General features: G+C 36.6%; 13 protein-coding genes. All 13 read right to left on the bottom strand.

What is annotated here, in order from left to right; translation table 11 throughout:
- Positions 1–6: 6 nt before the first annotated feature.
- Positions 7–1,023, bottom strand: a complete 1,017-nt coding sequence (locus tag KKG99_01035; protein ID MBU1011562.1) for an alpha/beta hydrolase — start codon at positions 1,021–1,023, stop codon at positions 7–9.
- 19 nt (positions 1,024–1,042) lie between these two features.
- Positions 1,043–2,032 (bottom strand): hypothetical protein, encoded by a 990-nt coding sequence (locus tag KKG99_01040; GenBank protein MBU1011563.1) that lies wholly within the window; start codon positions 2,030–2,032, stop codon positions 1,043–1,045.
- A gap of 21 nt (positions 2,033–2,053) precedes the next feature.
- On the bottom strand, positions 2,054–3,013 hold the full coding sequence (locus KKG99_01045; GenBank protein MBU1011564.1) for a hypothetical protein: 960 nt from the start codon (positions 3,011–3,013) through the stop codon (positions 2,054–2,056).
- 18 nt (positions 3,014–3,031) lie between these two features.
- Positions 3,032–3,697 (bottom strand): nuclear transport factor 2 family protein, encoded by a 666-nt coding sequence (locus tag KKG99_01050; GenBank protein MBU1011565.1) that lies wholly within the window; start codon positions 3,695–3,697, stop codon positions 3,032–3,034.
- A 6-nt stretch (positions 3,698–3,703) separates the two neighbouring features.
- Entirely contained in the window at positions 3,704–4,633 is a 930-nt protein-coding gene (locus KKG99_01055) for a hypothetical protein (protein ID MBU1011566.1), read from the bottom strand.
- A gap of 2 nt (positions 4,634–4,635) precedes the next feature.
- Positions 4,636–5,070 (bottom strand): nuclear transport factor 2 family protein, encoded by a 435-nt coding sequence (locus tag KKG99_01060; protein MBU1011567.1) that lies wholly within the window; start codon positions 5,068–5,070, stop codon positions 4,636–4,638.
- Between the two features lie 74 nt (positions 5,071–5,144).
- Entirely contained in the window at positions 5,145–6,158 is a 1,014-nt protein-coding gene (locus tag KKG99_01065) for a dipeptidase (protein ID MBU1011568.1), read from the bottom strand.
- Positions 6,159–6,172: 14 nt separating this feature from the next.
- Positions 6,173–7,180, bottom strand: coding sequence for a hypothetical protein (locus tag KKG99_01070; GenBank protein MBU1011569.1), 1,008 nt, complete (start codon positions 7,178–7,180; stop codon positions 6,173–6,175).
- 20 nt (positions 7,181–7,200) lie between these two features.
- Positions 7,201–8,178, bottom strand: coding sequence for a hypothetical protein (locus tag KKG99_01075; GenBank protein ID MBU1011570.1), 978 nt, complete (start codon positions 8,176–8,178; stop codon positions 7,201–7,203).
- 13 nt (positions 8,179–8,191) lie between these two features.
- Positions 8,192–9,448 (bottom strand): SMP-30/gluconolactonase/LRE family protein, encoded by a 1,257-nt coding sequence (locus KKG99_01080; GenBank protein ID MBU1011571.1) that lies wholly within the window; start codon positions 9,446–9,448, stop codon positions 8,192–8,194.
- Positions 9,449–9,479: 31 nt separating this feature from the next.
- Positions 9,480–10,523: a hypothetical protein gene (locus KKG99_01085; protein MBU1011572.1), complete on the bottom strand. Its 1,044-nt coding sequence runs from the start codon at positions 10,521–10,523 to the stop codon at positions 9,480–9,482.
- Positions 10,524–10,549: 26 nt separating this feature from the next.
- Positions 10,550–12,415, bottom strand: coding sequence for an MBL fold metallo-hydrolase (locus tag KKG99_01090; GenBank protein MBU1011573.1), 1,866 nt, complete (start codon positions 12,413–12,415; stop codon positions 10,550–10,552).
- A 13-nt stretch (positions 12,416–12,428) separates the two neighbouring features.
- On the bottom strand, positions 12,429–13,160 hold a 732-nt coding region (locus KKG99_01095), incomplete at its 5' end, for a hypothetical protein (protein ID MBU1011574.1).

Raw genomic sequence — 13,160 nt, forward strand, 5'->3', positions numbered from 1 at the left:
TTTAAATTACCTGGAACGAGTATTATTTTTTGTAACTATTTCTATTAAAGCCTTTTGATATTGATAAGGTTCCTCGATATTTGGCCAATGACCGGAGTTATCAAACCATATAATCTCTTTATAGGGAGCATCTATTTTGGCAAAATATTCTTCAACCAATTCAAATGGACACCCATGGTCGTACTTTCCCAAAAAGAAGTATATCGGAATTTGATACCTTAGAAATGTATTTGAAAAATCTACCTTCATTACATCGGGCCAAAGTAAATTTTGAATCTTCATGAAGGATTCCATAAAAGATTTTTTATCCTCACTGGAATAGTCTGGTGATGCCATCATAATTTTTATTATGTCTCCATAGGTAATACTCTTAAATGCTCCTCCGAATTTTGATAGGATAGCCCTTTGAGTTTTTATTTGGTCATAGTTATTGTATGGAGGTGGTCCAAGACTTTTTAGCTGTTCTAAAGCGGTTGTATCATTAGCATCTATAGCCCTGTTTAATGCATAATTGTAGGATGCGACCTCCCCTTCTGCCATGCTGATTACCTGCCCCATACCTATATAGGCATAGAAATCTTCATGATACTTCTGAATGAGGTTAATTCCCAGGATGCTTCCCCAGGAATGTCCAATCAGATAAATTTTTTGCTTACCAAATCTGACTTTCAGATATTCAATTAGTTCTTTGGCATCAATAAGAATTTGATCCATATTTATGGATTCCAGCGGTAATTCAGGGCAGGCAGATTTTCCACACCCCCTCTGGTCCCAGTTAACCACAATAAAATGTTTTTCAATTTCTTTTGAATCATAATAGGCAAATGGTGATTCAGGGAATCCGGGGCCACCGTGAAGAAAAAGAAGAATCGGATTTGAACTATCTGTTCCTCTGGCCATTATCCATTGGCTTGTACCACCTAATTCAATATACTCAGATACCTTTACTATCTTCTCATTACTCGGGCCAATACTGAAAACAGTAATGAGCAAAAAATATAAAATCACAATTAGTTTCTTCATTTCTCTTATTTAATGATTATCATTTTGGTTTCAATTTTTCGATAATTTTTGCATCCACCCAATAAATCGTCCCATAACCATTTTGGGGGCTCTTCAACATTTCAATCAATTCACTATAATTCTTGCCCTTGTACATTTCATTAGGATGATTTCTATTTGAAGTAAAGAAAAGATACTTGCCATCAATAGAAACACGCGGACCAATTTCTAAAAATTCAGAGTTTATCCTTTCACCCAGGTTTATTGGAGCGCCCCAGGTACCATCATCATTGTTAAAAGACACATAAATATCATTTCCCCCAAAACCTTCTGGTAAATTTGCCTGAAATAACAGATAGCTTTCATCGGGGGCAATAAAAGAAGATCCTATACTTACATCGGTTTGTAAATCAATTCTAATTTTTTCTCTTGGGTAATAGATACCATTTATTAATTTTGAACAATAGATAAATGATTTGTTATTTTCATTGGTAACATCAAAATAAAGATTTCCATTTGAAGCAACTGATGGAGCAAATTCACCAAAAGTACTATTAATTGTTTCAGGCATTTTAATTGGATCTGTCCATCCATTTTCAACTCTTTCAATATACCAAATATCTAATCCTGAACCATCCTTTACAATTTCCGGATTATCTTTATTCGAAGCAAAATAAACCCTTTTTCCATCGGGTGAGAATGAAGGACTCCCATTATTACAATCCCATGCAAAAGGTACTAATTCCGGTTCAAACCATTTGCCATTATTGCTCCTGATATGTACCAATATTCGATGAGTATATCTATTGGCACATGTAACATAAAAAACGTCGTCACCCTCAGGAGAAAAAGTTATTCTTAACTCATGAAATCCGAATGAGATAATGCCCGGTGCAAAAATCTCAGGGGTCAATCCGGGTGGTTTTTGGCCAAGATAAGGTCCTATCAATTTGGGAATATCGGACTGCTGTGCGCTTACTGTAATTGAAACAAATACAATTAAACAAAAAGTAAAAAGTAGTTTTTTCATTTTATTCTCATTTTTAGATATTTACTTTTCAATATTAAATGCTTGTTTACGAAGGTCTTCGATGATGTTAGCATCTACCCAGTAAATATCGCCATTCCCTGTTCGCGTACTTGTAAAAAAGAAATAATTTCCATCAGGTGATAGCATCGGGCAATAATCTGATTCTGCTGAGTTTATTGGACTTCCCATATTCTTTAAATCCGACCAGGTTCCATCGGTTTGCTTAAAAGAGATATAAAGGTCTCCATCACCAAAACTGTCGGATCTTCCAACAATATTTACAATCATGTATGATTCATCTGGGGCAATCAGCACATCGCCCTCACCATATTCCGAATTAATTTCCTTTCCTAAATGTTTTGGTTCGGTATATTTCCCATCAATGAATTCCGAATAGTATATATCCCTGTCGCCAAACGAATCATCACGGATTCCCTGGAAATACATAGTTCCTTTATCAGAAACAGTAACATAAAGCGAACGCTTCATATTATTAACCGGAGTGTCGAAGTATTTGGGTTTGCTCCATCTACCTTTTATTCGATCAACATACCATATTTTAAAATCGCTTCTTGCACCATTTACAGGCCGTATTGAACCGAAATACATTCTATTGCCATCTTTTGTTATAAACATATCAACATCGGAATACTCCCCGGAGAATGAAACTTTTTGTGGTTCTGTCCAACCTTCTGCAGTTTGTTTTGAATAGTACATTCTATACCCTTTCCCCGGGGTTGAAATGGAAAAGTAAAATTCTTTACCATCAGGAGTAAAAGCGGAATTAAGTTCTCTTGCCCCGGTAGAGATAAATCCCGGAGTAAAAATCTCAGGGATCATTCCGGGTGGTTTCTGGCCAAACCAGGGCCCTTTAAGAACTGTTTTGCTCTCCTGACCCAACAAACTTATTGAAAGCACGACTATTAAAATAAGAGATAGTAATGCTGCTTTTTCATTAAATACTTTTTCAAAACCTTTCATGCCGTTGATGTGTTGTTTCTAATAGGTAATTATTTCATTGCCAATTAGTCTGATCGGAGGATAACCGGCCATAGGGTAAGAGTAGTGTGTCTGAACCATTTTCCATTTGTTTTCCTTCTTTACAAGGACCATTGATATCCGGACCGGCCACACGAATGTTTCACCCAATTCGGTTTGTTTTAAAACCATACCGGCATCCCAGATGGCAGTGAAAAGTTTCTGTTCTACGGATTTTGTTGTATCATTGCTAAGGCTTGCCAATCGTTGGACACACCTTTCCATATTTGCTTTATTGCTTCTTCCGTAACCATTCTCAATACTTTTAGTTACCGTAGCAAACATGGCAACAATGGCAACATCATCTGAAACAATCTGAATATCTGCATTTTCAATATCAGCATTTAACACACCCCAACGATTCCAGTCGTTGGCAAATAATATTTCGGCCCATTTTAATCCCTTTTGCCATTCACCTGTATTAGGATATACTCCATTTGTTCCGATAATCTGCACATCATCACTCATCAACTGGTAAACCCACTCTTTAACCTTTGCTGTATCCCTTAGATTATATCCATCCTGAAATTCCTTAAGAAAATCAAAAATTTCAGACTTTTCAGGTTGTGACAATACCATAGAAGGTAATGTTAAAAGAAGAAGTAGACACGTAATTAAATTTTTCATCCTTTATTATTTTAGATGTTCTGGTTTTGAATCTTCAATAATTTTTACATCCACCCAGTAAATATCCCTGTTCCCGGTTCGGGTGCTGGTAAAGAAAAAGTATTTTCCATCAGGCGTAACATAGGGCCGGTTATCGGATTTTTCTGAATTAATTTCATTACCCAGATGTTTTGGTTTTCCCCAGGTACCATCTTTTTGCCTGTAGGTTATGTAAAGATCATCTTCACCCAAACCTCCTGGCATCATTGAGCAAAAAATCATATAACTCTCATCGGGCGCGATATAGGGATCCCATTCATGATGTTCAGTATTCAGATTATCTCCCAAATTGACTGGTTCTTCATATTGTCCGTTGACGAATTTGGACAGATAGAGATCAGATTGCCCAAAACCGCCGGGTTTTCTGCTAAAAAAGTAGAGGTTCTTATTGGCTGCCAGCGAAGGATAGCTGTCGTGGTATTTTGTATTTATCGGCTTGCCAATTTGTTTAGGTTCAGTCCAACCAGTTTCAGTTTTTTCCATTATCCAGATATTGCCACCTTCGCCCTCTGAACCAATTTCTTCGATAAGGATATTTGACGCAAAAATTAATGTCTTACCATCCGGGGCAATGGTGAAATCACCAATCTGGTATTTTTCAGCATAAGGTATCAGTTCCGGTTTCGTCCAGATACCATTAACCTGATGGGTAATGTAGAGATATGAATTCCGATTTATCCATCGCTGGAAGATAAAAAACTCCATATTATTTCCCCATCCGGAGCATCCTTCGCTTATGTCGGTACAAATAATGCCCGGAGCAAAAACTTCAGGGGTTGTTCCTGGAGGTTTCTGTCCGAGATATTCCCCTTTAAGCATTGGGAATGTGTTTTTTTGGGCACAAAGCACAATTGGTAATGAAACAATTATGCAAAGCAATACAATTTGCCTTTTCATTTTTAGTGCCTATGAGAAGTTTTACTTACAATGCGCCAACCTTCCTTGAATTTTAACAAACTGAAATAGTCGGTAAACACCAGTTTTTTATCCCGGTAAAGCTCAATTTTGGCTACGGCAGCATTTCCTGTAATATCCACCATTAAAAATTTTGCTTCGGATTTTACATTTGGGACTGTTCCGTTCTCCTTTGCTTTGCGGACCCCTTCACGCCAGGTTGCAATTGGTGTTTTGGAAATTTTCGAGCTGTCTGTACCAATGGCAATATACTCGAAATCAGGATGAAATCCTTTATCGATATCATCAAGAGAAGTGAAGTTTTTCAGGCCATCAACATAGGCACTCTGGATTACCTTCTTTACCAAATCTTCTTCGGTTTGGGCATTGAGAATCACAACCTGTAATGACAGGATTAAAAGTAAAAATAAAGTTTTCATAATTTTAGTTTTAATTGTTAATACAAATGATATAATTATTAGAATATTAAGATATTATAACAAAAAGCAATCTTTCAGTTTTTAGAGAAGAAATCGACAATATTTTTTCCCATTATTCCATTAATTGTTTCCCTGGAATATCCAATTTCTTCCAGTTTTTGAGCTATTCTGATGAATGATTCAATAGTTGATAATTCTTTTGGAGCATTGGCCCCTGAACCTCCAAAATCGGAGCCCAGGCCAATGCATTTTTCTCCATATTTGGTTTTTAAATAATCAATATGCTTAATCAATGCATCAATGCCATTCTGAGAACTGTTTCCTGACAGGTACTCCTTATCAAATGTAAGCAGTACCATTCCTCCCTTTTTAGTTAATTCAGAAATAACTCTATCCGATAAATTCCTGTTGGAAGTAACAATTGCTTTGCAGTTTGAATGCGATGCAAAAACAGGCTTTGCAGATGTTTTGATAACTTCAATTTGCAGAAATTCTGACAAGTGGCTTATATCAATAGCAATATCAAGTTCGTTTAGTCGTTTTACAAGGTTGATACCCATCTTATTCAGGTTTTTTTCATCATCAGAGATAATATCTTTTCGGTTATTTACAAGGGTAGTTGATCTTATACCCAACTGTTTTAGATCATCCAGCATTGCTGTTGAACCATTAAACAATCCATCGAAGTACTCAACTGAAGGAAGTATCTGTACAGTAGTGAATATTTTGTCGTTGGGATTATTAGAGAAACTATTCACAAAACTGATTTCAATACCTTTAGCTTTTGCATAGCTATGGACAAACTCTATATCTCTTTTAATCTGGTTGATAAGCTTATCAGAGTTTGTTTTATTTAGCGGGAATGCAAGAATAACCCCATTAACACCTGTTTTTGATAATTCCGATAATTCTGATTGAACAGGATCTGATCCATTTCTTGGAACCAGATCGTGAGTATGGCCATCGATGATAAAATATGGAAGGACTATATTGGCTTGATCCAATTTCAGGGTATCTGTTTTCTCGGTTTGAATCCCTAAAGTCAGCAATACTAGGCAAGTAATTATAAAACAAAGAATGATCCTCATGGTATGAGCAAAGATTATTTTTGATACTGCCTGCGAAGTTCTTCTATAAGTTTGGCATCAACCCAATAAATATCTTCAAGCTCATTGCCAGGTTTTTTCGTCCATTCCATTTTTTCTTTGAAATTTAATGGTCTCTCTGAGTACCTTTTATACGAAATTCTTCTTTTTGAGCAGAAGAAAAGATATTTTCCATCGCGGCTAACATAAGGGTGAATCTCGTGAGCATAAGAATTAATTTCTTTTCCCATATTTACAGCCATTCCCCATGAACCATCACTGTTTTTAAAACTGATATATAGATCGTTTTCGCCCTGTCCGCCAGGGCGGATGGATGAAAAGATAATGTAGTTCTCATCAGGTGCAATAAAAGGGTCCATATCATAAAATTCGGTATTGATATTTGCTCCAAGATTCTCGGGAGTTTGATACTTGTCATTTATGAGTCTTGAAACATAGATATCTCCTTTACCAAAGCCACCCGGGTAGTTGGATGAATAGAAATAAATATTCCCATTTGCAGCTACAGATGGACAATCCGCAGAGTATTCATCCGAAGCCAAAGGATATGGCAGCCTTAAAGGCTTTCCCCACTCACCATTTATTCTATCAACTTTAAATAAATCCCAGTTTCCTTTTGGATTGCCTGATCCGCTTGCAGGAATTCCAGCACAGAAATACATTGTATTCCCATCCGGTGAAAGCTGGCATTCGGAACTGTACATACCTGAAAAAGGGGCAACTTCGGGAGATGACCATACACCCTTCTCCTCTTTCATAAACAGTATAACACTATGGGGTTGACCTCCCATAGTATAATATACTTCCTTACCATCAGGTGTGAATGATATGCAAATATCTGGGTTTGATGTTGAAACAATTCCGGGAGCAAAAATTTGAGGTAATGTTCCAGAATGTTTCTGCCCTAAATATGGCCCAGAAAGTTTTGAGAAATCTTTTTCTTGTGCGCTTGCGGTTATTGTCACAATAACTAAAAAGCATAATGCAGATAGTAGTATTTTCATTTTGTTCTCTTTTTAGATGTTTATTTGTTATCTTTTAACGCTTCTTTGCGGAGGTCTTCAATAAATGAGGCATCTACCCAATAATAATTCCTAATCCCACTATTGGTTTTATCATTTCTGTCACTAACAAAAAAAAGGTATTTTCCGTCGTCTGACACGAACGCCCTTCTTTCATCAAGATCCGTATTTGTTTTTTCGCCTAGATTAACAGGTTTCAACCATTTATCATCATTGCCTCGGAACGAAATAAATAAGTCGCTTTTGCCGGAAGAATTGCTCTCTATTTCTGAATCAAAAATAATATAGCTCTCATCTGGCGCAATATAAGGATGATTGCCGCTGTTGATATTTATATATCCAGCCAACCTTTCGGGTGCCGAGTAATGACCGTTATCATTTTTACTCATATAAATGTAACTTTTATTATCCTTTTCAAATGATGCAAAAAAGAGGTTCCCGTTTGCGGCGGAAGAAGGATAAACAGCCGCAACTCCATTCATCCCGTTTCCAAAAATTATTTCTTTTGGAGCACTCCATCCAGATTCTGTTCTTTCACTCTGCCACATTGCTGAACGGGGTATTTTATATTCCTTTGTTTCGGCGCCCGTTGAATTTAGGATTAATCTTTTTCCATCTTTTGTGAAAGAAGGGTATCTGAATATTATATTTTGTGAGGATAAAAACTCTTCAGGCTTGCTCCAAATCCCATCACGTGCTTTTAAATAATAGTTATAAATTCCTTTTTTTGCAGTTGATGTACTTCCCCGCAAAGGAGAAAGAGTATAAAGGAATTCCTTTCCGTCTGGCGAGAAAGAGCAACTTACACAGTTAAAACCTTCCTGCTCCAAAAAGGGGGCAAATATTTCGGGCACCTTCCCTGGCGGTTTCTGGCCAAGATAAGGACCAGAAAGTTTTGGGAAACCTTTTGCATCACTCTGTGCGCTTGATACGCTATTTACGAATAACAGTAAAATGGGTAGCGCGAAAATATATTTCATAATTGATTATTTTTTATTGTTTCAGCGGAACTTTCATAACAACTACTCCTTTCGGGTTATCACTACTTCCTCCGTCATGAATAATGTAATAGAAATAATCATCTATAATTACTCCGGTTGTGGGTGATATAAATTCCGGTGTATCTCTCTCAAATATTTCGCAAGACTCGATATGGGTTGCGTCCTCGTTAAGAGAAAATTTACTGATCTGATTCAGCCCTATTTGTAACGCGTAAAGTTTGTTGTCTTCAAAATATAAACCGTCGATTCCGTAAGGATAAAAATCCGGTTCATGAGATAAAAGAGAGAATGATTTAGTTTTAATATCTATTTTATATATCCCTATTTTGTAATCTGCCAAATAGATCACCCGTCCATCTTCAGATAAGGTAATTCCATTGGGGGCTACAATTAAATCACTTTTCAAGAACAATTCCAGTTTATCCGAAGAATGGGGAATCACAAAGACTTCACCATCTGATGGATTAGAGATAAAAACATCACCATCGGGATGAATGACAAGATCGTTAAATGTATTTTTTATTTCATTTTGTGGAAATGAATATTTATTAATCAGCACACCTGATGAAAGATCATATTTGAATATTTCATTCTTGTTCTCCGAATATGAACAAGCCCATAAAGTACGGCGAGCAGCGTCTACATGAATTCCAAGCACCTCACATAATCCGTCCTGACCTTCGCTTGTAAAATTAATAATGTTCCCAGAATAATCGACTTTGACTATTTTGTGTTTATTCATGCTTCCCAAATAAAACATCTTTTCGACTGGATCATACGTAATCCCTTCGGTTACCAGTTTCTTATCGGACAAAGTAAAAGCAACTTGGCTTTTATGTATTGGTTTCTCCGCCTTTTGTAGAGTTTTGATTATTTCATCAAACTTATTTGTTGTGTGGATTTTACAAAATGCGGTATCATTTAAATGATGGATCTTATTAAATCGCAATTTAGTAGTATAGCCAAGTTTTGTAGCCTTCTGTAAATACTCCAAAGCAAGATCATCATTCCCCAATAGTGCGTTTAGTCGAGCTGACAGATAATTTATTACCGGATGATTGGGAACAACTTTTAGCACCTCGTTGCAAAAGTACAACGAGGATTTACATTCCTCTACGGTAATTGCGTTATATGCTTTTTTTTCATTTTCCCGATAATTACAATCAATCTGTCCAATTGCAGGCAAACAGGAAATCAGAATTATTCCTATTATCAGAACAAAGCTTTGTAACTTAAAATGTTTTTTCATTTTTGTTCCGTTTTGTATTTTTGTTATTTTTTTAATTTCCTTGCAACTCCGTCTTCTTCAACTCTTCAATGATTTTTGCATCCACCCAGTATACATCACTCCAACCGTTTCCCGGATTATTATAAATATTCAAGGTCTCTTGAAAAGTCAAATCGGTTTCTTCTTCAAGTCTTTCATTTATCTTATCCGAAACAAAAAAAAGATATTTACCATCCGGTGAAATAGAAGGGTATCTCTCGTTAAATTTTTCATTGATATTCGATCCCAAATTTATAGCTGCCGTCCAGTTATTATTCTCATCTTTAAATGACACATATATATCTCCGTTTCCATACCCCCCTTCGCGAGTTGAAGACCAAAGCAAGTAACTTTCATCTCTTGCAATAAATGGAGTCCAATCGACTGCTTCAGAATTGATGGGTGCAGGCAATGCTTCGGGCTTCATATATTTTCCATCAAGAAACTTGGATCTAAATATGCCGTAATTATTTTTGACTCCTTCTAGATATCCCATGTAATAAAGTGTTAAGTCTTCCGTTACTGTGGGTTGATATTCAAAGTTATTGGAAGAAATCGGGTCTCCGATGTTCACAGGATCCAACCAGTCCGATGATGTTTTTTCTGTGATCCATATATCATTATCTATAATATCTTCACCATCAATTGTTATTCTTTTTGCAGCACTAAAAAAAGCTTTTTCACCATCATAAGAAAAAAAAGCTTCACTGCACTCAAGTCCTATTGCAAATGAAGGAAATTCAGGAATGGACCAACAGCCATTTTCTTCTTTTGAATAAAGGATACGTTTTGGATAGCGATAAATATAATTGCCTTGTGGGTACGAAAGCCAAAAAACTTCTTTCCCGCTTGGGGAAAATGAAGGTGCACTGTGTTCATGATACATGGTTGAAACAATCCCCGGTGCAAAAATTTCGGGTATCATTCCCGGCGGTTTTTGGCCAAAATACGGCCCGGTAAGTCCCGAAAGCTTTCGATATGGGAAATCAGTTTGTTGTGCGTTGATGGTTATTGCCGCCACCAGAAGCAAATAAGCGATAAGAATTGTTTTTTTCATCTTAATTTCGTCTGATTATTTTAATATTATTTATCATCTTTCAATGCTTCTTTGCGGAGGTCGTCGATTATTTTTGTATCCACCCAGTAAATATCACCTCTGCCATTTCCGGGCAATCTTGAAATTTTCATAATTTCCGAATAAGTAAGTTGATTTTCGTAAAAATAACTATCAATGTTTCGTGGGCCGGTTCTAAATCTATTGCTTGTAAAAAAAAGGTATTTTCCATCATAGCTAATTTGAGGAAATTGTTCTTGATGATTTGTATTTATCGTTTCCCCAAGATTTATCGCTTTACTCCAACTGCCATCTTCCATTTTAAATACGACATATAAATCATTGTTTTCTTCACCATCTTTTTTATAAGCTGCTAAAATAAGATAGCTTTCATCCGGTGAAATAAACGGGCACCATTCATTATAATTATCCCCAAGAAAATTCCCACAAGTCTTTGCCTTTAAATAATTTCCATTCATAAATTCAGCCAAATAAAGTGAATGTCCTCTTTCCGAATTAATAACTGTAAAATAGATATTCCCGTTTTTTGCTACCGACAAGGTCATTTCTTTCTCATTTGTATTTACATTATATCCTAAATGCTGCGGTTTGCCCCATTCCCCTTTTTCTTTTTCAACACACCAAATATCCATCTGCCCTGGCTTTTCACCTTCATTAATCGGTCTTGTCGAATAAAAATATAATTTAGAACCGTCATGAGCAAATACTGGTCCGCCGTCCCTGTAACATCCTGAAAAAGGTGCAACTTCAGGTTCAGACCATTTACCTTTTTCGAACTTTCGTCGCATAATCACTTCTGTCGTTACACCCGGATAAAATACCGAATAAAACACTTCGGTCCCATCTGGTGCAAAAGCCGGAGAACTGTGTTCGTGAGCTATAGTTGAAATTATTCCCGGTGCAAAAATTTCAGGAGTCATTCCCGGTGGTTTCTGGCCAAGGTATGAATCTCTCATTTCTGAAAATTGCTTCGTGTTATCTGAGTTTCGCTCAAGCTGAAAAACCAGGCTTTGGTAAATCATATTGATCCATTCATTAAGCGAAAAAAAGCCGTTGCTGTATTTTTCCCACCTATTCAAAAGACCTGCTTGCTGTATATCTTTAACACTCATTCCTTTGTTCATGGCATCATGAACAAGATTTAACGATGATCGTATCATCTTTTCATATGCTTTTACATCCTCTATTCTATAGTCAGGGCCATGACCTACAATTATTCTCACGTCAGGTGGCATAGTACTAACTATGGTATTTAAATTGCCTGCAAATCCTTTAACACTGCCTCCCATCTCAAAACCTATGGCAGGAAAACCATTCGAGAAAATACAATCGCCAACATGCAAAATATTTGATTTAGAAAAATAAACCATGGCATCCCCATTTGTATGACCATTAGGAAGATGAATGACTTCAATATCTTCACCATTAAAATGTAAAGTTATACGATCCGTAAAAGTAATTTCGGGCAAAGCGTATTCTGGATATGCTGGATGATCTTCATTCCAAAATTTCAGATGCTTCTCTTCCGATAAAGCATTTCTCACATTGTTATGGGCAATAAGCACTGCTTCTTTCCCAAAATATTTATTGCCACCCGTGTGATCATTATGCCAATGTGTATTAATGATTATGTTTACTTTATCGCCACCTATCTCTTTAATGGTCGACATTAATTTTATTGCACTTCTTTCCCTGCCAACATCTGAAAGTAGAACTCCATCAGGGCCAATGGAGGCAATGATCGAAGTATTCTCTACTTCAATTTTGTAAAGATTTTCGCCTATCAGTTCATAGCCGTATGTTTCTGTTTGTTCAGGCTGCGATAAAATTAATTTCAAGGGAATTAAGCATATAGCTAAAATTGTATTTTTCATTACTGTCATTTTATTAATGGTTTTTAATAGCTGCTAGAATTTTTGCATCTACCCAATAAATATCCCCATTCCCTGTTCGTGTAGAGGTAAAGAAAAAGTATTTCCCATCAGGCGATAGCATAGGGCAGTAATCCGATTCCTGAGAGCTAATCGGACTTCCCATATTCTTTAAACCTGACCATGTTCCATCTTTTTGCTTAAATGAGATGTATAAATCTCCTCCTCCAAAACTATCAGCCCGGCCACTGACATTAACAATCATGTAGCTTTCGTCGGGGGCAATGAAAACATCGCCTTCACCATGTTCCGAATTGATTTCCCTTCCAAGGTGAACCGGAACCGAGTATTTACCATCATTATACTCCGAGTAGTAAATATCCCTGTCGCCAAACGAATCATCACGGATTCCCTGGAAATACATAGTTCCTCTATCAGAAATAGTAACATATAGCGAACGCTTCATATTATTAACCGGAGAATCGAAGTATTTGGGTTCACCCCATTCACCGTCTATTCGATCGACATACCATATTTTAAAATCGCTTTTTTCACCGTTTAAAGGCCTTGTTGAGCCGAAATACATTCTCTTGCCATCTTTTGTTATAAACATATCAACATCAGAATACTCCCCGGAGAATGAAACTTTTTGTGGTTCTGTCCAACCTTCTGCAGTTTGTTTTGAATAGTACATTCTATACCCTTTCCCCGGGGTTGAAATGGAAAAGTAAAATTCTTTACCATCGGG

It is taken from the genome of Bacteroidota bacterium (genome assembly GCA_018816945.1).
GTDB lineage: Bacteria > Bacteroidota > Bacteroidia > Bacteroidales.

Bases quoted from the DNA above. Each gene is read 5' to 3' on its own strand.
- KKG99_01035 (MBU1011562.1), bottom strand. From the start codon at position 1,023: ATGAAGAAACTAATTGTGATTTTATATTTTTTGCTCATTACTGTTTTC.
- KKG99_01075 (MBU1011570.1), bottom strand. From the start codon at position 8,178: ATGAAATATATTTTCGCGCTACCCATTTTACTGTTATTCGTAAATAGC.
- KKG99_01055 (MBU1011566.1), bottom strand. From the start codon at position 4,633: ATGAAAAGGCAAATTGTATTGCTTTGCATAATTGTTTCATTACCAATT.
- KKG99_01080 (MBU1011571.1), bottom strand. From the start codon at position 9,448: ATGAAAAAACATTTTAAGTTACAAAGCTTTGTTCTGATAATAGGAATA.
- KKG99_01040 (MBU1011563.1), bottom strand. From the start codon at position 2,032: ATGAAAAAACTACTTTTTACTTTTTGTTTAATTGTATTTGTTTCAATT.
- KKG99_01085 (MBU1011572.1), bottom strand. From the start codon at position 10,523: ATGAAAAAAACAATTCTTATCGCTTATTTGCTTCTGGTGGCGGCAATA.
- KKG99_01090 (MBU1011573.1), bottom strand. From the start codon at position 12,415: ATGAAAAATACAATTTTAGCTATATGCTTAATTCCCTTGAAATTAATT.
- KKG99_01060 (MBU1011567.1), bottom strand. From the start codon at position 5,070: ATGAAAACTTTATTTTTACTTTTAATCCTGTCATTACAGGTTGTGATT.
- KKG99_01065 (MBU1011568.1), bottom strand. From the start codon at position 6,158: ATGAGGATCATTCTTTGTTTTATAATTACTTGCCTAGTATTGCTGACT.
- KKG99_01070 (MBU1011569.1), bottom strand. From the start codon at position 7,180: ATGAAAATACTACTATCTGCATTATGCTTTTTAGTTATTGTGACAATA.
- KKG99_01045 (MBU1011564.1), bottom strand. From the start codon at position 3,013: ATGAAAGGTTTTGAAAAAGTATTTAATGAAAAAGCAGCATTACTATCT.
- KKG99_01050 (MBU1011565.1), bottom strand. From the start codon at position 3,697: ATGAAAAATTTAATTACGTGTCTACTTCTTCTTTTAACATTACCTTCT.